General features: G+C 58.6%; 20 protein-coding genes. 4 read left to right on the top strand and 16 right to left on the bottom strand.

Annotation, left to right across the window (positions count from 1 at the left end):
- Nucleotides 1–86 precede the first annotated feature (86 nt).
- The 5 genes from pip to tkt form a co-directional block, all read right to left on the bottom strand.
- Nucleotides 87–1058 (bottom strand): prolyl aminopeptidase, encoded by a 972-nt coding sequence (gene pip, locus NB231_RS01240; RefSeq protein ID WP_004999091.1) that lies wholly within the window; start codon nucleotides 1056–1058, stop codon nucleotides 87–89.
- Nucleotides 1059–1272: 214 nt separating this feature from the next.
- Nucleotides 1273–2301: a class 1 fructose-bisphosphatase gene (locus tag NB231_RS01235; RefSeq protein WP_004999088.1), complete on the bottom strand. Its 1029-nt coding sequence runs from the start codon at nucleotides 2299–2301 to the stop codon at nucleotides 1273–1275.
- A gap of 37 nt (nucleotides 2302–2338) precedes the next feature.
- Nucleotides 2339–3223, bottom strand: coding sequence for a phosphoribulokinase (locus NB231_RS01230; RefSeq protein ID WP_004999084.1), 885 nt, complete (start codon nucleotides 3221–3223; stop codon nucleotides 2339–2341).
- A 72-nt stretch (nucleotides 3224–3295) separates the two neighbouring features.
- Nucleotides 3296–4342 (bottom strand): class II fructose-bisphosphate aldolase, encoded by a 1047-nt coding sequence (fba, locus tag NB231_RS01225; RefSeq protein ID WP_004999082.1) that lies wholly within the window; start codon nucleotides 4340–4342, stop codon nucleotides 3296–3298.
- 152 nt (nucleotides 4343–4494) lie between these two features.
- Nucleotides 4495–6561 (bottom strand): transketolase, encoded by a 2067-nt coding sequence (gene tkt, locus NB231_RS01220; protein ID WP_004999079.1) that lies wholly within the window; start codon nucleotides 6559–6561, stop codon nucleotides 4495–4497.
- Nucleotides 6562–7389: 828 nt separating this feature from the next.
- Between tkt and NB231_RS01215 the strand changes: the two genes are divergently transcribed.
- Together NB231_RS01215 and NB231_RS01210 are read left to right on the top strand one after the other, a co-directional pair.
- On the top strand, nucleotides 7390–7671 hold the full coding sequence (locus NB231_RS01215; RefSeq protein WP_040661526.1) for a hypothetical protein: 282 nt from the start codon (nucleotides 7390–7392) through the stop codon (nucleotides 7669–7671).
- 329 nt (nucleotides 7672–8000) lie between these two features.
- The gene (locus tag NB231_RS01210) at nucleotides 8001–8447 is read left to right on the top strand and encodes a DUF2325 domain-containing protein (protein ID WP_004999073.1); all 447 of its coding nucleotides are present in this window, start codon (nucleotides 8001–8003) and stop codon (nucleotides 8445–8447) included.
- A 60-nt stretch (nucleotides 8448–8507) separates the two neighbouring features.
- Here the strand turns inward: NB231_RS01210 and NB231_RS16540 are convergent, their stop codons facing one another.
- The 4 genes from NB231_RS16540 to NB231_RS01190 all read right to left on the bottom strand — a co-directional run bounded on the left by NB231_RS16540 (nucleotide 8508) and on the right by NB231_RS01190 (nucleotide 11830).
- Nucleotides 8508–8924 carry a DUF6763 family protein gene (locus NB231_RS16540; protein WP_004999072.1) on the bottom strand — a complete coding sequence of 139 codons (417 nt, stop codon included), beginning with the start codon at nucleotides 8922–8924 and terminating at the stop codon, nucleotides 8508–8510.
- A 143-nt stretch (nucleotides 8925–9067) separates the two neighbouring features.
- Nucleotides 9068–9673: an NUDIX domain-containing protein gene (locus NB231_RS01200; protein ID WP_004999070.1), complete on the bottom strand. Its 606-nt coding sequence runs from the start codon at nucleotides 9671–9673 to the stop codon at nucleotides 9068–9070.
- Nucleotides 9670–11022, bottom strand: coding sequence for a 23S rRNA (uracil(1939)-C(5))-methyltransferase RlmD (gene rlmD, locus NB231_RS01195; protein WP_004999069.1), 1353 nt, complete (start codon nucleotides 11020–11022; stop codon nucleotides 9670–9672). The genes NB231_RS01200 and rlmD overlap by 4 nt, the downstream gene beginning before the upstream one ends.
- A 25-nt stretch (nucleotides 11023–11047) precedes the next feature.
- A complete protein-coding gene (locus NB231_RS01190) occupies nucleotides 11048–11830 on the bottom strand; it encodes a 3'-5' exonuclease (protein WP_004999065.1) in 783 nt (260 codons plus the stop codon).
- Nucleotides 11831–12121: 291 nt separating this feature from the next.
- Here NB231_RS01190 and NB231_RS16535 point away from each other — a divergent pair, with 291 nt between their 5' ends.
- Both NB231_RS16535 and NB231_RS01180 read left to right on the top strand, forming a co-directional pair.
- Nucleotides 12122–14182, top strand: coding sequence for a hybrid sensor histidine kinase/response regulator (locus NB231_RS16535; protein ID WP_004999064.1), 2061 nt, complete (start codon nucleotides 12122–12124; stop codon nucleotides 14180–14182).
- Between the two features lie 34 nt (nucleotides 14183–14216).
- A complete protein-coding gene (locus NB231_RS01180; RefSeq protein WP_232210360.1) occupies nucleotides 14217–14885 on the top strand; it encodes a response regulator in 669 nt (222 codons plus the stop codon).
- 87 nt (nucleotides 14886–14972) lie between these two features.
- Here the strand turns inward: NB231_RS01180 and acpS are convergent, their stop codons facing one another.
- The 7 genes from acpS to lepB are packed head-to-tail and all read right to left on the bottom strand — an operon-like array spanning nucleotide 14973 to nucleotide 19638.
- Complete coding sequence (acpS, locus tag NB231_RS01175; RefSeq protein ID WP_004999062.1) at nucleotides 14973–15356, bottom strand: holo-ACP synthase; 384 nt, start codon at nucleotides 15354–15356, stop codon at nucleotides 14973–14975.
- The gene (gene pdxJ / locus NB231_RS01170; RefSeq protein ID WP_004999061.1) at nucleotides 15338–16102 is read right to left on the bottom strand and encodes a pyridoxine 5'-phosphate synthase; all 765 of its coding nucleotides are present in this window, start codon (nucleotides 16100–16102) and stop codon (nucleotides 15338–15340) included. The genes acpS and pdxJ overlap by 19 nt, the downstream gene beginning before the upstream one ends.
- A 2-nt stretch (nucleotides 16103–16104) precedes the next feature.
- Nucleotides 16105–16854 carry a DNA repair protein RecO gene (recO, locus tag NB231_RS01165; RefSeq protein WP_004999060.1) on the bottom strand — a complete coding sequence of 250 codons (750 nt, stop codon included), beginning with the start codon at nucleotides 16852–16854 and terminating at the stop codon, nucleotides 16105–16107.
- 6 nt (nucleotides 16855–16860) lie between these two features.
- A complete protein-coding gene (gene era, locus NB231_RS01160) occupies nucleotides 16861–17793 on the bottom strand; it encodes a GTPase Era (protein ID WP_004999048.1) in 933 nt (310 codons plus the stop codon).
- Nucleotides 17790–18470 (bottom strand): ribonuclease III, encoded by a 681-nt coding sequence (gene rnc, locus NB231_RS01155; protein ID WP_004999045.1) that lies wholly within the window; start codon nucleotides 18468–18470, stop codon nucleotides 17790–17792. The genes era and rnc overlap by 4 nt, the downstream gene beginning before the upstream one ends.
- Nucleotides 18467–18838, bottom strand: a complete 372-nt coding sequence (locus NB231_RS01150) for a DUF4845 domain-containing protein (RefSeq protein ID WP_040661524.1) — start codon at nucleotides 18836–18838, stop codon at nucleotides 18467–18469. Before NB231_RS01150 ends, rnc begins: the two co-directional genes overlap by 4 nt.
- 23 nt (nucleotides 18839–18861) lie before the next feature.
- Nucleotides 18862–19638 carry a signal peptidase I gene (gene lepB / locus NB231_RS01145; RefSeq protein ID WP_004999039.1) on the bottom strand — a complete coding sequence of 259 codons (777 nt, stop codon included), beginning with the start codon at nucleotides 19636–19638 and terminating at the stop codon, nucleotides 18862–18864.
- Nucleotides 19639–19765 lie beyond the last annotated feature (127 nt).

The raw sequence follows: 19765 nt of genomic DNA, 5'->3' as shown, positions 1-19765 counted from the left end.
GAGCGTTAAAGATGGGCTAGCCTGCTACGAATCGAGCTCCAGCGGCGGTATTCGATAATTACGCGGATTGGTGATGGGCAACCCGTCTATCGATGAGAGTGGCAGCAAGACAAAATCGCCTCGCTGGCCGCCACCAATGCGGCCACGAGCGGTGGCTCGATGTCCAGATGCCCCGCTTCTTCGATTACCTGCAGCTCGGCCTTGGGCCAGGCCTGGTGCAAAGTGATCGCATTCTCCACTGGACAGACAAGATCCAGCCGGCCGTGGATGATGAAGCCGGGTACATCCGAGAGATTTCGTGTATCGTGCAGGGCGCCGCATTCCGGCTCGAGAAAGAAACCGTTGTGGGCGTACATCGCAGCAATCGCATAGCGGTCCGGAGCCTGTGCGCCCAGCCGCGGTTCAGGCGCGTAGCCTGCTTTTTTGCAAAATAGTCCGTACGCGACACTCGCCTCCCAATGCGCCCATGCCGCGGCCGCGGCCGTGCGAATGTCCCGCGCGCCCGAGGTAAACAAGTCGACGTACGCCGACACTGGCCGATCCCGCGCAGCTGGAGGCAGCGGTGCGAGAAACCGCTGATAGGCTTCCGGTAAAATCGAAGCCACACCATAGGCGCCAAAAAACCATTCTAGATCCCGTGCCCGCCCGAGCAATGTACCGCGCACCAACAAGGCTTGGACGTGCTCGGGGTAACGCTGCGCATAACAAAGGGCCAGCGTCGCCCCCCAAGATCCGCCAAACACCACCCAACGCTCTATTCCGAGGTATTTTCGAAGTACCTCTATGTCATCGAGGAGATACGCAGTGGTATTCCGCTCTAGCACACCACTTGGGCGCGAGTGCCCAGCGCCACGCTGATCAAAGCCAATGATTCGGTAGACTGTCGATCGGAAAAACCGTCGCCGGTATGGTTGGGTCGATGCGCCCGGGCCGCCATGCACGATGACAACGGGTAAACCGGCTGAATTGCCACTCTCCTCGAAATAAATCTGCTGTCCATCAGGGGTATCGAGAAAACCGCTGCGGTATGGGGCTATGGAGGGAAATGCGCCGTCCATCGGGCTGCTCGGCGTAAAGTTTGCCAATTAGCTCATGCTTCATTGGCCGTCAATTACTGTCCTAGACCGAGAAAGAGCGCGAGCCCGAGGTATGTCAATAGAACTCTCAGGCTCGCCAAAATCCGACTGAATCGCCTCTGCGCCTGCCTCTTGCCAGCGCGATCACTACCGTTCGACGGCAGAGGGAGCACGGACATCGGTCAAAACATCATGTCTAGTTGGCGGCGTCGGCTGCTGTCTGCGTATGATATGAAGTCACCTGGGTAACCTCGTTACGTGAGCCCAAAATTACTGGAACCCGTTGGTGTAGATCGTCCGGCTGCACATCAAGGATTTGCTTATAACCAGTCGAAGCGGACCCGCCCGCCTGCTCGACGAGCATAGCCATGGGACTTGCCTCGTACATCAGCCGCAAACGGCCCGGGCGCTTGGGTTCACGGCTGTCATACGGGTACATGAAGATGCCACCTCGGATCAGCACACGGTGAATTTCGGCAACCATCGAAGCCACCCAACGCATATTGAAGTCCTTGCCACGCGGCCCGCTGCTACCCTCCAGACACTCTTGGATATAGCGCTGCATCGGAGGCTCCCAAAACCGCTGGTTGGACATATTGATGGCAAACTCCCGCGTGTCGGCCGGGATTCGGCGTTGCGGATGCGTCAGGATAAATTCACCCACTCGCGGATCCAATGTAAATCCATCGACCCCGTTCCCGGTCGTCAACACCAGCATGGTGGACGGGCCGTAGAGCGCATATCCGGCGCATACTTGCTCGCGGCCCGGCTGCAGAAAATGCTGGGCCGCAAGCTCGCTAACCCCTGCTGGGGCCGGTAAAACCGAGAATATGGTCCCCACCGATACGTTGACATCGATGTTTGAGGAACCATCCAGCGGATCGAAGACCACGAGATAGCGCCCACGCGAGCGGCCGGCCGATACCGGATGGATATCCGTCAACTCCTCGGAGGCCATCCCCGCCACGTGCTCGGAGGCACCCAAGCTATCCAGCATCGCTTCATTGGCGAAAACATCCAGCTTCTGCTGAGTCTCCCCTTGGACATTCTCGGTACCGGCAGTACCGAGCACTCCTTCGAGACCTCCCGCCCGTGTGGCATAAGAGAGCGACTTACATACCGCGGCGATCTCGCCGATCAACACGGCAAGATCCGCCTCTAATCCTAAGCCCTGGCGCACCCCTTCATTGAGGAATTGAGTCAGGGACTTACCTTGATTACGCATTGATCCAGTCCTCGATTATCTCCGATCACGCCGAACCCTAGGCCGGTACCCGATTAGCGCCGTTTTGCACCAGTCGCTCGATCAAAGGCTGAGTAATCAGCTCCATGGCCAGCCCCATCTTGCCGCCGGGGACCACGATGGTATTGCGCCGCGACATAAAGGAGTCATCGATCATGTTGAGCAAATAAGAGAAATCCACCTGCGTCTTACGTGGCTCCCGAAAACGAATCACCACGAAGCTCTCGTCCAATGTAGGAATATCCCGCGCAATGAACGGATTGGACGTATCCACGGTCGGAACCCGCTGAAAATTGATATCTGTACGAGAGAACTGAGGCGTAATGTAATGCACGTAATCAGGCAGACGCCGCAGAATGGTGTCAGTGACCGCCTCCGGGCTGTAGCCCCGCACCGAGGTGTCGCGATGGATCTTTTGGATCCATTCCAAATTGACAATCGGCACCACGCCGACCAGCAAGTCCACATGCTGAGCGACATTGACATCGCCCGTGACTACCCCGCCGTGCAGCCCTTCGTAAAAAAGCAAGTCCGTATCACCAGGCAGCGCTTCCCAGGGCGTGAATGTCCCCGGTTCTTGCTTGAAGGGACTCGCCTCTTCCGCATTATGCAGATAGTAGCGACGCTTTCCGGTGCCATGCTCACCGTATTCCCGAAACAAGGCTTCGAGTTCTTCGAAGACATTGCCATCCGGGCCGAAGTGGCTGAGGTTGCGTCCCTCCTCACGTGCGAGTTCGAGCTGACGTCGCATCTCAAAACGATCGTAGCGATGAAAGCTGTCCCCCTCGATGACCGCGGCATTGAAACCGTCACGGCGAAAGATATGCTCCATCGCCCCCCGCACGGTGGAGGTACCGGCTCCGGAGGAGCCGGTGATGGCGACGATCGGGTGTTGTTTGGACATTAATAACTCTCCCTGCGGGCAGCACGGATTTCCCAATCCCAACGGAGGCGCGCGGCAGCCCCATTCACTCGCTCAAGAGCTACTGGCATAGCGCTGCGCCATCGCCTCCAAGCTGACCGGCTTGATCTTGGTGGCCTGACCCGCACAGCCAAAAGCCTCGAAGCGCGCCTGGCAAATCTCCTTCATTGCCTTGGTCGAGGCCGTGAGGAACTTGCGCGGATCGAACTCGGCTGGATTCTCCGCCAGGAACTTACGTATAGCACCGGTGGAAGCCATGCGCAGATCGGTATCGATGTTCACCTTGCGCACTCCATGGCGAATGCCCTCGGCGATCTCTTCAACGGGCACACCATAGGTCGAGCCCATGTCGCCACCATAAGTATTGATCACCTCCAGCCACTCCTGGGGCACCGAAGAGGAGCCATGCATCACCAAGTGGGTATTCGGAATTCGCGCATGGATCTCTTTAACCCGGTCGATTGCGAGCGTCTCGCCGGTCGGCGGTCGGGTAAACTTGTAGGCGCCATGCGAGGTGCCGATGGCAATCGCCAACGCATCCGCCTGAGTCTTGGTCACGAAGTCGGCCGCCTGATCCGGATCGGTGAGCAACTGCTCCCGCGTCAGCTTGCCTACGGCGCCAGAGCCGTCTTCCTCCCCAGCCAAGCCGCTCTCAAGCGAGCCGAGACAGCCGAGCTCGCCTTCCACGGAGACACCACCCGCATGCGCCATCTCCGCCACCCGGCGGGTCACATCGACATTGTAATCGTAATCGGACGGGGTCTTCATATCCTCGAGCAGAGAACCGTCCATCATCACCGAAGTAAACCCGAGCTGAATCGAGCGCAAGCATACCGCCGCGGAGGCACCATGATCCTGATGCATGACGATTGGTATGTGGGGCCACTGCTGCACCGCAGCGTCGAACAGATAGCGCAGGAAAGATGCGCCGGCATATTTCCTAGCGCCGGCAGAAGCCTGCATGATCACGGGACTGTCGGCTTTGTCCGCCGCCTCCATGATCGAGTGCACCTGTTCCATGTTATTGACATTGAAGGCCGGGACGCCATAGCTGTGATCAGCGGCGTGGTCAAGCAGCTGCCTCAAGGTAATTAGGGCCATCTCGATTTCCTCTTCAAAGTGGCTGAAATTCCAAGGTACTGTTCGGATGCAGGTGTTTAAGAGTCGTAACGATGGATCGCAGCGAAGCTGCCAACATGTTGCAGCAACCCACCACGACCGCCGTTCATCGCGCAGTGCGAGTAGACTCCAGGCTATTCGGACAACAATGCTTCCACGGCGGCAACGACCCGCTCGACGGTAAAGCCAAAATGCTGAAACAGTGCATTCGCCGGCGCTGATTCGCCGAAGCGGTCGATACCGAGCACTTTGCCCTTCGGGCCAGCATAGGAGGCCCAAAGCCGCGTGGCACCCGCTTCCAAAACCAATCGGGCGGTCAACCGGGAGGGTAAAACCGACTCGCGATAGGCCGCATCCTGTGCCTCAAAGATTTCAACGCTGGGCAAGGAAACCACCCGTATCCGGCGGCCGCGCTCAGTAAGCGCTTGCGCCGCATCCACGGCGAGTTCGACTTCGGAACCGGTTGCAATAATGAGCGCTTCCGGCTCCGAGGTGGCATCACGGAGCACGTAGCCTCCACGCTCGATCGCCTGCAGCATTTTTGCATCACGGGCTTGATGGGCGACATTTTGCCGCGTAAGAATCAAGCATGTGGGGCCATCACGGCGCTCGATTGCCGAGCGCCAAGCGGCAATTGTTTCCACGCTATCGCAAGGACGCCACACGGTGAGGTTCGGGATCAAGCGCAGCGAGGCGACGTGCTCCACCGGCTGATGGGTCGGGCCATCCTCGCCGAGACCAATGGAATCATGGGTCAGCACGAAGATGCTCTGCGCACCTATGATCGAGGCCATACGCAACGCATTGCGCGCATAATCGGAAAAGACGAGGAAGGTTCCACCATACGGAATGAAACCACCGTGGAGCGCGAGCCCGTTGATGATGGCCGACATGCCAAACTCGCGCACCCCATAGTAGATGTAATTCCCATCGCTATCCTTGTGGGTCAGCGCCGTACAATCATCCCAATTCGTGTTATTCGAACCGGTGAGGTCCGCCGAACCGCCAAGCAACTCCGGCAAATAAGGGCCATAAGCGTTGAGCGCGGCCTGCGAAGATTTCCGGGTCGCCTCCTTGGCTCCACGTTCATTGGCGCGTGCCAATGCCTCTGCGGCATGCTGCGACCATTTCTCCGGCAACTCGGCACGGCAGCGCCGTTCGAACTCACGCGCCAGATCCGGATGCGCCCGCTTATAATCACCCAGGACGGCGTCCCATTCCGTCTCCCAGCGCGCTCCCCGCGAACGAGCATCCCAGTCCCGATAAATATCATCCGGGATTTCAAATGGTGGATATTCCCAGCCCAAGAACTCGCGCGTGGCTTGAATTTCATCCCCCCCCAGCGGTGCGCCATGCACGCCGTGGGTACCACAGACATTCGGCGCGCCAAAACCGATTATTGTTTTGGCACAGATGAGCGAGGGTCGATCAGCGACCTTACGCGCCTCCTCAATAGCATGTTTCACTGCTTCGGCGTCGTGACCATCCACATCACGCACCACATGCCAACCATAGGCCTCAAATCGCAACGGCGTATCATCGGTAAACCAACCGTCGACTTTGCCGTCGATCGAAATGCCGTTATCGTCGTAGACACAGATCAACTTGCCCAGCCGCAATGTACCGGCCAAGGAGCAAACCTCGTGAGAAACCCCCTCCATCAAACAGCCATCGCCCAAAAAACAATAGGTGTAGTGATCCACCAAGGTATGCCCAGGGCGATTGAACTGCGCCGCCAGGGTTCGCTCCGCGATGGCCATTCCCACCGCATTCGCCAGGCCTTGCCCCAACGGGCCGGTGGTCGTCTCAACGCCTGGAGTATAGCCGTACTCCGGATGCCCCGGGGTTTTGGAGCCCAGCTGGCGAAACTGCATGATGTCCTCCATGCTGAGCTCATAGCCGCTCAAATGCAGCACGGAGTAAAGCAGCATTGCACCATGGCCGTTGGAGAGAATGAAACGATCCCGATTAAACCAGCGCGGATTGGCTGGATTATGGCGCAAGAAATCGTTCCACAGCACCTCGGCAATATCGGCCATGCCCATCGGGGCCCCCGGATGCCCGGCGTTGGCGCGCTGCACAGCATCCATGCTCAGCGCTCGGATGGCATTGGCGAGGCGCCGTCGGGGCCCACTGTCGCTCGCACGCGCGTGGGGGGACCGGTCGGCAGCCGTCGTCGTAGTATCCTGCGGCGGTTGCATCGTACGACCTCCTGGCAAAAAACAGGCAGCATAGCTGCTCATTAATGGAATGCTTATATCGTAAAATTGATCTTTTTAAGAATAGAATAAAGATCGATACATTCTATTTTCGAATGCTGTTCCGAACGCTCCCACGGGTGCTTCCGGCAACGAGCCGGTCACTCGCCCCTTAGCTATCCGCCCGGACCCGTAAACCTTTGTTCGCCTCTAAATTCTAAATAAACTTGTTAACTAGACATCACAGCTGGAATAGACGCGCGCAGATGCGTCTGCAGTCACTCCTCGAATCGCTACTGCGGTTGTCCAGTACAGACTCACAAGCCGAAGCGGCGCAGAATACCCCTTATATCACCGCCGGTCCAACCCCCCTCTCCCTAATCCACCAGTAGACCACATATGGATCGGGCACGGATCGCCGGCCACTATAGCATCGGATGAGCCGGTTCGTGAGCATTATGTTGGAGTTGATTGCGCCCTGCTCCTCTAGTTTTAGCCTCGGCAGGCTAGTTAGAGGGCCTGCTGCACGCTTTCGTATGGCATAGAATACGCCCACCTGACCGCTGTCGACGTTGACATTGACGGGGGATACGGGTTGCGCTAAATGCATATTAGCGCCTCCGAGGGAGGCACTGGAATATTGGTATCATTATAGATTGAATCGGCGAAGCACTCGGCGTTCGCACCACAAAATCGAGCAAAGGGCGGCGACGGCGGATACTGGCAAGGGCATGCGCCGCCGCCGAGCAAGCAATTGGCTACCGCGCGATATACCTGCGATGGCAACAGAGAGTGCGCGGTGGTGGGCATTTCTATTGCGAGGATCAAACAATGGGTTACGTATTTGGTGACTACCCTTTCGAAACGCGAGAGGATTGGCTGCGGGCGATCTGTGCAACCCACCTCACGGGTAGCGGGCAAAACACACGTGAAGAACTCGCGCAACTTTTTATCAGTTACTCCGAGGAAGAGCTAGCAGAGCAGGTGGCACAAAAATGGCCGGCCGATGAGTTCAAAGGAGACGGTGCACATGAGCCCTATACGCAAGAGGAAATTGCTCGGGTCATGGTGGACCTGCGTTGTGAGTTCCCTGATTGGTATGACAACGATTGAGACTGACCTTTTGATCGGTGGCGCCTCTCTCTGCGATCCTGAGAGAGGCGCCGAAGCGCTAATCATAAAATGAAGCGCCACCCGTTTATCTTATCACGAACGCCACACCTTCCTTCTCCGAGCGTTTCTCGTGACCCTCCCTCGTAGCGGCTTGCTTGAACTTTCATTGGGCAAGTCTGTAGCGCCGCCTATGTGTCAAAGCAAAGCCCGCGGCGCATCACAATCACTTGACAACACAAATAAGAATTATTATTGTTTTTATTAGAACCTTTGTTCTGCTTCAACCATGGCTTGTTATCATGCCCCAATCCCTTACAGGCGCAAACGGTATGGCTGGAACCGTTGCGCCGAATCGAAAAGAGCATCCCAATGAAATACCGCTCACGGTAAATGGCGGCGGTAAGCGTCCATCAGCACCTCCGCGCCGGTTGGCTAGAATCTGCCCACAAACCGGCCTGCCTTGCGAGACCCGTTGCCTTCTCTATGTCGGCGGGCGAGTTCGCCTATGCAAACATTACCGCGCGCTAGCCGAGCAAAACGGCTGGTTTTTTATGCACCACGACGGCGGCCTCGAGGTGGGACTCGGCCGCTTGGCCTCGGTGCTGCCTCGTGCCGATGCGGTGATCTGTCCAGTGGACTGTGTCAGTCACGGAGCCATGCAGCGCGTGCGTCACTTTTGCAAGCAGTCTCCAACGAGGTTGGTTCTGCTACGCAGCGCCAGTTTATCCGCCTTAGCAAGAGCCCTGGAAGAACTGCCCACGGCCCAGAGCACCTAAAAGCATGCCGCCGTGTCTTCTACGGTACGCCTTCATATAGCTCAGTCACACCCTTAGCGATTAGCGATCGGTCCTATCGGACGCCACACCATATTCTATGCTCTCCTCCGGGGGATCGGGCTCCTCCGGGTCACGCGCCGCCGCCTCCCGAGCCTCGGGATCGTTGCTCCACTCTTCGGGTCGTTCGGAATACTCATCGCTGTCCCCCTCCGCCACCTTCTCATCCATGGCGAAATCGGTGTAGCCCAGATCGTCGAGTTCGATATCATCCAACGGTCCAATCCAATCCTTAGGCGCTATCGTGGGCTCGATTTCCATCTCGTACCATGCATCGAGGTCGATTTCTTCAACGTCACCGTCGTAGTGCTGGATCTCGACTGCGGCTTGCGATTCATCAAAGGCAACCACCGCGAACGTTTGCCCCTTATCCAGATGAAGATACCAATATCCGACTACAGGTTCGAAATCGTGCGACATGGTGACCTCCTATGCAGCAGAGAAAATCCGCCGCACCCGCCTTCGCGCTGGCTCAAATCAGCATAAGGCATTCTGGGCCAGGGGGTGAGCATTAAAAGCTTGCAGGAGATCGGAACACCTGCACTAAAATAGGCAGCGCGCCGTCAGTCGCCGCACCAGAGCGCTTGTAGACGCTCGCGATTAAGCGCGAGCCACTGCAAGGCAATGATGGGCATCGCCGCATGAATTGCTCCATTTGCAACCATGGCCAACGCTTGCTCGAAGGGTGCGATGTGCACACGGATATCCTCACCCTCCTCCGCCTTCCCGTGAATGCCCCCAACGCCAGCGGTATCAAGGCGTGCGCAGAACAGTGTGACCTGCTCTGAGGCACCCCCCGGGCTGACCAAATAGCGGCAAATCGGCACGAGTTCCTGTGGCTCGCAACCAGCCTCTTCCTGCAGTTCACGACGGGCGACCTGTTCGCTCGACTCACCGGGCTCGACCACCCCGGCTACGGCCTCCACCAGCCAGGGGCCGCCGTGCGCAACCCCCAACGCACCAATGCGAAACTGCTCGACCAAAACAACGGTGTCTCGCACCGGATCGTACGGCAACACACCGACCGAGTCGCCGCGCTCAAAGCACTCGCGGCTCAAAATACCGCTGCGCCCACCGCTGAAAAGGCTGTGACGGACGCGATAACGAACAATCCGAAAGTACCCCTCGTAGGCGGTTTCACGCTCGAGGACATCGTAGCGCAGGCTCATGGCACGTCACCGGCTTGGTCACGAACAAACAGCGTAATGCACTCGACATGGGCCGTATGCGGGAACATATCCATTACCCCGGCTGCTGCCAGCCGGTAGCCATATTCGTGGACGAGGCGCCCTGCATCCCGAGCCAACGTGGATGGTCCGCACGAGACATAGACGATACGCTCGGCACGCAAGGCGGCGATATCGGCAAGCACTTCGGCCGCTCCGGAGCGCGGCGGATCGAGCAGTACCCGCGAAACCCCATCCCGCTGTAGATGCGCCAGCTCAGCGATGCCTCGGCTCAGATCCGCTCGTTGAAAAACAACATTGGTAATTGCGTTACGGGCCGCATTCTCTCGGGCTCGCTCCACCAGCGCGTCGTCACCTTCTAACCCGACCACGCTTGCCACCTGCCGGGCGATGCAAAACGCGAAATTTCCCAAACCACAATAGAGATCGAGAACACGATCCTGCGGCTGCAACGCCAACAGCGCAATGGCCCGCTCCACCAATGCATGATTCACGGCCGGGTTGACTTGAGTGAAGTCAGTGGGCTCAAAGAACACACTGACGGCGTGATCCGGCAGTGCGTAGCTCAGCTGCGGCGCCCGGGGCCAGATCGGCCGAACCGAAGCCTTGTCGCCCGGTTGTTCATAGACGTAAAAATCGTATTGTCGCGCAAAAGCGCTCAGTAGCCGATAATCTTCGACTGTAAAAGGTGCCAAGTTACGAAATACCAACCCCACGGCCTGATCACCGGCAGCAACCTCGATCTGCGGCACTCGGTCGAAGATCGACAAACATCTGATCGTCTCGGCAAGCTGGGGGATATGCGCCCCTATCCGTGGATCCAACACGCGGCAACTCGCCAGATCCGCTACCAAGGTACTGTGGGTCTCGCGAAAACCCACTAACACCCGGTCATCTTTGCCCGCCACGTATTTCACGGCCAGCCGCGCCTTACGGCGATAGCCCCAGGCCGGGCTGCCCAGGGGTGCAAGCCATGTGCTTGGCTCCACGCCACCCATATGGCGGAGCTTCTCCCGCACCACGGTTTCTTTGAAAGTCAGTTGCTGCTGCGGAGTCAAATGCTGCAGAGCGCAGCCGCCGCAGACACCGAAATGGATGCAGCCCGGCTCGACCCGCTCGGGCGCGGGGCGCAACACTTCGAGCAGTTTGCCCTCATCCCATTGTCGATGCCGCTTGGTATAACGCAAGCGGACCCGCTCGCCGGCCAACGCCCCTCGCACGAAGGTGATCTTACCTTCCACGTGCGCAATGCCGCGACCTTCATGGCTAAGCGCACTCACTTCGGCCTCGAGTGGCTGCTGAGGTAACCGCCTCCGGCGTGGTTGGTTCATGCTCTATATCGCATTTTTGCTCGAGTCAACCACTGGCAACCTCCCAAGCGCGACGAAAAGCATCCAGGTGGGGCTTGCCACTTTGCCGTAATGCCTCCTTCACGCGCTCGCACTCCTCGGCGTAACCCGCTGTATCCAACCGGCCCCGCATTAGCTCGAAGCGTAAATACAGCAAATAGGTGTTCAAGGCATCGGTCTCACAATAATCACGCACCGAATCGAACTCCCCGGCCGCCAGCTGCTCCCATACCTGCGCACCGCTCATCCCCATCTTGCCCGGCAATCCGCAGAGGCTCGCCATCTCATCGAGCGGTGCATTGGCACGAGCCTGATACCCGGCGAGCACGTCCATCAGATCGGTGTGCCGCTCATGAAAGCGGTTGAGATAATTGTCCCAGCGAAAGCTCGAATCCTCGACTCCGTTATCCCAGTAACGCGGTGCCTGAACGCCGTGAATCATGGCACGATAATGCAGTACCGGCAGATCGAAACCGCTGCCGTTCCAGGAAATCAACCGGGGCACATAGCGCTCGATACCGGCGAAAAAACGCGCCAACACATCGGCCTCGCTGGCCTCCGCCTCGCCGATCGACCAGATGCAAAAACGCTCACCGATGCGACCTGCCAAAGAAATCACGACCACGCGCTGCAGATGCAGCCGGAGAAACTCCGAACCACCCGCGCGCTGCCGACGCAGCGAGCGCATGGCCTGTAGCACCGCATCGTCACTAAGCCCCTGGAGGCCGTAGAGCCGGCGGCCAGCTTGTAGATCGGGGATGGTCTCGATGTCAAAGGCGAACACGTTCATCGCTAGGCCCAGACTCGCAATTGCGTTTCGAAACGCCCTGTACAGGATAACGTCACGGCCAAACTGAAAACCTCTCCAGCCGACGATTGTAATGGAACGCAAATGGCTTAAGAAGAACAGCAGCTACCCGGGCCCAGGGATTGCTATCCTAGTTAGTGTGTCAAAATTTTTGATTTACCATCCCGCGATATCCCCAAGGGACTGATATGTTTTAACTTGCTGAGCAAGTTCAAACATAGGGTCTAATGGGCGCCGACATCGAGCACTGTCACTGTGTTGGGGGAGAGACAGATGGAGTATTGCGGGATTCGAGCTCGATTTCTGTTTGTGGCCTTGACTCCCGCTGCCGCCATCGCCGTAGTATTGCTCGTTTTTCTAGTAAATGCTCGCTTGGCACGCTTCAACAACAATCTAGCGCCCGAAGCGCAGCGAATCGCCAGGCAATGGGCACCGGCCATCGAGCGAGCGTTGCAGTACAATGACGGCGCTATGCTAGAGCGCATTGCGCAGGCCGCAGTGCAAAGCAAGCGCATTGCTCGGCTCCGGGTGCGCGACCAGCAGGGCCAAATCCTAGTCGACATCAGGCAGCACAAAACGGCGGACCGCCTCGGCACGCTCGCAAATCATTTGCTGCGTGTACTACCGGCGGGTGAACACTTGCAGCCGAGTGCCGCAGTCCTCCGAATCTACTCGAGCACCTACACTGCGAGTTCATTGCGCGCGTTACCCGCCGCCCCGCTTGGCAGCCTGGAAATCGAGCTGCCGGTAACCAATGCCGCGCGTGCCCAACTGGAGGAGATACTCTTACCCGGATTGCTTGCATTGGCTGCCCTATTCTGTGCCGGCTTGCTGGCATTACTCACCGCCGGCACCATCCTGAGACCCATGCGTCGACTGACTCAACAAATCCGAAAGTTCGAACGCGATTCTCTGCAGAGCTGGGCACCGATCGGCTGCCAAGGCCAGCTAGGGCAACTGGAAACAGCGGTAGAGACAATGGTAACTGCCTTACGGCAGCGTCAACATCGTTTTGAGGAGCGAATCCATTGTACAACCTCGGAGTTACGCCAGACGCTACGAGCGCTCGAAGTGCAAAACGCGGAACTCGATGTCGCGCGCCGACGTGCACTCGAGGCGAGCAAGATCAAATCGCAATTCCTTGCCAAGGTGAGCCACGAAATCCGCACACCAATCAACGGCATTGTGGGTTTCGCCGAGCTACTCCAGCACAGCCCGCTCGATGCAGAACAGCGCGATCATGTCGACACCATCAAGGTCTCCTGTGCCAATCTGCTGGCCATCATCAACGACATCCTGGATTTCTCCAAGATCGAGGCCGGCAAGCTAGAAATCGACAATATGGTTTTTGATGTACGCGACAGCGTCGAAGAGGTGATCACGCTGCTCGCTCCAACGGCCTATAGCAAGGGGCTCGAACTGGTTCAACTGATCTACGCGGACGTACCCCCCAAGCTCAACGGCGACCCCGTCCGTATCCGGCAAATATTGACCAACCTGCTGCATAATGCCATCAAGTTCACCGAGCAGGGTCGAATCGTCGTTCGAGTCATCCTCGAAGAGGAGAGCGCCGTCGATGCAACACTGCGGATAACGATTAACGATACCGGGATCGGATTGGGCGAAAACGACCATAGCAAGCTCTTCCGAGCCTTCGGCCAGGCAGGCGGTTCGCCAGGTAGCCATTGTAGCGGCACCGGGCTCGGTTTGATCATTTCCAAGCAACTCGTCGAACAGATGGGAGGGTCGATCGGTTTTGAGAGCGAGCCACAGAAAGGCTCGACTTTCTGGTTCGCCTTGTCTTTGCAGAAACAACCCAGCATTGCGCCGACAACTGCGATTGGACGCGCTTCCCCTTTGGCGGGTCGGTTCTTTTTACTGCTGGATGATGAACCGCTATCGCAACAGGCAACCCAGAATTTGCTGGCACACTGGGGGGCAAACGTCACCCCGGTAGCGAATGAAATGGCCGCCCTGGATCGGCTTGACCACAACGGGCCTTGGGAGGCAACCATCTTAAGTGTGGCACGTAAGGCACTGCATAGAGAGCTTCCGAAGGAGCTGGTTAGCCGATGCAGCGACGCTGCCGTGCCGCTGCTGATCTTGGCAAGCACCGTCGATCGCGCGCAGCTGCGCAGATTCTATAAAAGCGGCGCCAGCGCCGTCCTGTCTAGAGCAAGCCGCCGCCAGGCTATTCTCCGGGAACTCTGCCAACTGATCGGCGCACCCAACCCGCTGGCGCCGCGAACGGCGCGCCACGACGAGGCCGGGCTCCCCCGCGGCGCAGCCGCGACCCGGCCAGCCCCCCCCCTCGCGGGTGCTCGTAGTCGATGACAATGCGATCAACCGCAAGCTGGTACGAAGTATCATGGCCCAGCAAGGCGCCTGGGTCGACGAGGCCTGCGACGGATTCGAAGCGCTGGCACGTTGCCGGGAACGAAACTATGACATCATTTTCATGGACATAGTCATGCCCGGGCTCGGCGGTAAAGAAGCTGCGCAACGAATTCATGAGCTCTATCCACGCGAGCGCATGCCGAAAATCGTCGCCCTTACCGCCAATGCCATGCCCGGTGAACGCGAGCGTCTGCTCGCCGGCGGCATGGACGGGTGCCTGATCAAACCGATCACCGAGGAGCAAGTGGCAGACTGGCTCAGTTTTTGGCGAGCCGATCCCTACGAAGCAAACAACCAAGCCGTGACATCCTACGGCGATCCTGCTGCTCGTGGAGATCTGCTGGAAGCGGAGTTAAAGCAAATGCTTCGGGTAGAGCTCCCCGAGCACCGCCGGCGTATTCGCAATGCCTATCGAAGCGACGACATGGCGCGCCTGCGCGAGCAGGTGCACCGGTTGCACGGCGCCGCCAGCATCTGCCGCTTACCGCCCTTGCAGGGGGCCTGTCGAAACCTGGAAGAGGCGCTGATCAAGGGCAAGCGTCACGCGATCATCGGCGGCATGAAACGGCTGTTGGCCGAAATCGACCAGCAACTGGACAGCGATCGCCAGCCCCGGCCCCCGCCTACGCGCATGATCTGATGGCGCCCAACCACCACCGTGCGCCGGCGTTTCCCCTCCTGCTGTAGCGGCAAGCGTGCCTCGAACCGAGCAATCAGCTGGCCGATCTCAAAGCGGCTGGGATTCCAAAATGACGAAAGCCAGAGCGAGTGTCCTTTCGTCGCTAATACTCACATGCACTGAGGTCACCCCAAGCACCCTGCTGCGCTGCCACGCCGCGCCAGTAAAGTGTAGCAGCGGCCGGCCACGATGGTCATGCCCGAGCTCCATATCGCGGAAGGTGACACCCGCCGCGATACCGCTACCGAGCGCCTTGGCCGCCGCCTCCTTAACGGCAAAACGGCGCGCCAGGAAACCGACTTCCAGCCCGTTCCATTCCGCGCGCTCGGCTAAGGTAAGGATGCGTTGTGCAAAGCGTTGGCCGTGGCGCCCCCATATTGCTCGGATCCGCTCCGTATCCACCACATCGGCACCTATCCCGACGATCGCCAAGCCCGCGCCTCCAAAATCAAACGCCTCATATCGCCCACCGCCGTGGCGAAACCGACAAATACCGCCTGCGCGACGATTGCATGCCCGATGTTGAGCGTACCCAAGCCCGCCAAGGCGGCCACGGGCTTGACGTTGCGATAATTCAGGCCGTGCCCTGCGTTGACCTGAAGGCCTCGTTGCAGCCCGTGGCGTACCGCCGCACGGATGCGCTCCAGCTCGTGCGCGCGGCTAGCGGTCTCGGCCGCCTCGGCGTAATGCCCAGTATGGATCTCAACGCAGGGCGCACCCGCCTCTACCGCTGCGTCGATTTGCTCGATTTCCGGGTCGATGAACAGTGCCACCTGCACACCGGCCGCCCTAAGCCGAGTACAGGCCTCGCGCGTCCGCGCCAGCTGAGCTCGCACATCGAGCCCGCCCTCGGTAGTCAACTCCTCGCGCCGCTCAGGCACGATGCAGCTGTCATGCGGCCGGTAGCGCTCGGCGATTTCGAGCATTTCCGCCGTCATCGCCATCTCCAGGTTCAAACGGGCCTGCACGATATCCCGTAATAGCCTCAGATCGCGCTCTTGAATGTGCCGCCGGTCCTCACGCAAATGCAGCGTGACGGCATTGGCTCCAGCCTGCTCAGCCACAATCGCCGCCTGTACGGGGTCTGGATAACGGGTTCCCCGCGCCTGACGCAGCGTGGCCACGTGATCGATATTGACACCGAGCAGAACTTCATTCGACTGGCCTGTCGTTTCCATGGTTACCCATCACCCCGCGGCTGCGGCTGGGATTTGGCCCCCAGGTATTGGGCATAGAGTTCACGACTCTTCAGTGGCCGCTCTCCAACATGGGGCCGCAATGCGGCTCGCATGAGTTGCCGGGCCTGCACCTCGACACCGGCATTCGGGAACACACCGCTGGCCAATGCACTCAACGTCGCGCCTTGCACTACCAACCGGCCTCGCGGCGCCGTCACGGGCACCGCCCCCTTATCGATTTCATAGCGATACCAACGTTGTGGTTCGATCGGGCTACCGTCCGCATCGTGGCTCAGCAATAAGCCATAGCCCATCGCAGCGAGCAGGTCCCGCTCGAAACAACGCAGCAGTGGCTGCTCCGCGCCGCGGCTCGCCAACATTAGCACAGCACCGGCATAGCATTGAAAAAGCTCCGGATAGGGATCCTCCCGCTGCAACACACGCAGCAAAAGCTCATTCAGATAAAAACCGCTGACCAGCCGCCGACCAGTCGGCAGGGTGGATCGCCACTGCAACTCCACGTCGGTGAGCGTACCCAAATCACCTCGCGCCTGCCATGATACCGACAAGGGAGTAAACGGCTGCAGTAGCGCTCGCCAACGCGAGCGCGAGGAGCGCACACCGCGCGCGACGACTCCAAGCCGCCCATGCTCAGCTGTGAACAACTCGGCTATGGCACTGCTCTCTCGATAGGCCCGGCGGTGCAAAACGTAAGCCGGCTCGAGGAGACTCGAGCGACGTTCAGCCATCATGGACGATCACGGTTCGGCATAGCCCAGCAAGCCAAGTGCCCGTTCGTCATCCGACCAGCCTTCCCGAACCTTAACCCACAGCTGCAAGTAAACCACGGCACCAAACAGCGCTTCCATTTCTTCGCGAGCCTGGCGGCCGATTTGCTTGAGGCGCTGCCCTTTGTGGCCGATTACAATGGGTTTTTGTCCACGACGCTCGATCCAGATTACCGCTGCGATGCGCCGCAGCCGACCTTCTTGCTCGAAGGCTTCAATCGCCACGGTACTCGCATAAGGCAGTTCCTGACCCAAGGTTTTGAGCAGACGCTCGCGTATGAGCTCGGCTGCCATGAAGCGCTCACTGCGATCGGTGATCTGCTCTTGCGGGAAGTAGGCAACGGAATTGGGCAACTGCTGCACGATCTCTGCCTCTAGGGCCGCGAGATTGATCCCACGGCTTGCCGAGACCGGAACCACGGCGGCAAAATCACGTCGTCCCGAGAGCCGATCGATGAGCGGCAGCAAAGCCTGTTTGGCCCGCAGGCGGTCGATCTTGTTGAGAGCCAAAATGACCGGGTTTGCAAATGGCGTCAATCGCTCGAGGACGAACTCGTCCTCCTGTGTCCAACGCAGCGCATCGACCAGGAAAACCGCCACATCTGCCTCCGCCAGCACCGTGGTGGCGGTGCGATTGAGGCAGCGATTCATAGCTGTATTCTCTTGACGGTGCAAGCCGGGCGTATCCACATAGACGATCTGGGCACCGGTAAGCGTGTGAATTCCGAGAATCCGGTGCCGGGTCGTCTGCGGTTTGCGCGAGACGATCGTAACCTTCCGCCCCAGGAGGGTGTTGAGCAAAGTCGATTTGCCGACGTTGGGCCGGCCGACGAGCGCGGCAAAACCGCAACGCAGCTGCGATGCCGTGGCACTCACACCGCACGTATCGTTCAGATCAGTCAACTTTCCTCCTCCAACCGCTGCAACATCGATGCGGCGGCCTTCTGCTCGGCCTGGCGACGACTATTCGCCAGACCATGCGTTACCGTCTCCACGCCTATAATACGGCACTCGACTTGGAAAGTCTGAGCATGCGCCCGGCCGGCGATCTCGAGCACACGGTACTCCGGCAATGGCAGGCGAATCGATTGCAGATGCTCCTGCAGACGGGTCTTCGGATCTTTTAGCTCTCGGATACTTGGGAGTTCCCGTAGCCGATTGCCATACAGGCGCCGGATGACCTCACGGCAGATAGCAAACCCGGCATCCAAATAGACTGCGCCGACTATGGCCTCCAAAGTATCCGACAGGATGGAGTCCCGGCGTTGGCCACCGGCTTTCATCTCGCCGCCGCCCAGGCGCAGCGCCTCACCCAGCGCAAGTTCACGAGCAATATCAGCCAACGAGGCTTGATTGACCAGCTTCGCCCGCAACCGACTCAGCTCACCCTCTCTGGCTTGCTTGCGGCGATCGAAAACCTCCGCCGCAACGACGAAGTTCAAGACACTGTCGCCCAAAAATTCCAAGCGTTCGTTATTCGGCCCAAACGCACTGCGATGCGTCAACGCCCGCACGAGCAACGTCGACTCCGAAAATCGATAGCCAAGTCTCTCCTGTAGACGATCATATTCCACCGTCACTTCCGAATCATAGCCTCTTTACGAAAGCTGGCCACGGCGTCCAGGTTACCTAGCAGATGCACGCGTGCCTGGTAGGCGACGATCAGCTGCAACCCGTCTGCAACCTCATTCATTGCGACATCACTTTTAACAATATAATTAATATTATTGATGTCGAGGCGCTTTTTGAATGTTTCCCACACCTTTCCCCGGGTTGAGTTCCTAAGTCCCGAGTCACCGGCCATGCTCTGCAGTATCGAGCCGACCTCATAGGCCTCGATATAGACGGGTGCCAATCGGATCGCCATCAAAATAAACGTTCCGATCAGGCACAGTGCCACCAACCAGCTGACCAGTGTCATCCCCCCCTGATGACCAAACCGGCTCATAAGCGCCCCCTCCCTGTGTGTACTTAATGAATGGCGTCTCCGATGCGGCCCCAGTTAATCGTGCTGTCCTGCCAATCCCAGCTCATCCAGACCAAAAACGCCTTGCCGACCAGATTGTTCGCTGGAACCCCTCCCCAATAGCGGCTGTCGCTGCTACGATCCCGATTATCCCCCATGGCGAAGTATTCATCCGGCGGCACTTTGAAAGTAAAGCCGCCGTCACGCGCATTCTTATACAAGAGGATCTCGTGGTTGACACCTTCCAGGTGTTCTCTCTTTACTACGGCGGCAGGATCCGGCGGGTAGCGTCCAACCAGCTCCTGGGGCGCGGGCTCGCCATTAATATAGAGCTTCTTATGCTCATAGCGGATGGCGTCCCCAGGTAAAGCGACAATCCGCTTGATGTAGTCCTGCGAGGGATCCTCGGGGTAACGAAATACGACCACATCACCCCGCTCGGGCTGCCCATCGCCGAATACTCGAGTGTGCAGCACGGGCAGCCGCAAACCGTAGGAAAACTTGTTCACCAGAATGAAATCGCCAGGGAGCAAAGTCGGAATCATAGAGCCCGATGGAATCCGGAATGGCTCGACAATGAAGGAGCGGATGATCAACACTGCCAAAATCACCGGAAACAGCGACCGGGATAGCTCGATCCACCAACCGATCTTGGTGCGGGGCTCAGCCGCTGCTGCACCGCGGCGCTGAGCTTGGCTACGGCGCTGTCGCCAGTCCCACAGCCAAATCGCGCCCGTGAGGAATGTCAGCAGGACCAGTAACGCCTCGAAATTGAAATACATGAACCGTCCCCCCTATCGGTCTTGCCAATCGCCAGGGTGATCAACAGCCGGTTTATCCGCATCACTGATCAACGCTCGAAAACCTATTATGCGAGCGCGCGCGCCGCGGCCCACCCAGCTTTACACC

It is taken from the genome of Nitrococcus mobilis Nb-231 (assembly GCF_000153205.1).
Lineage (GTDB): Bacteria > Pseudomonadota > Gammaproteobacteria > Nitrococcales > Nitrococcaceae > Nitrococcus > Nitrococcus mobilis.
This window is presented reverse-complemented; position numbering and strand designations above follow the sequence as displayed.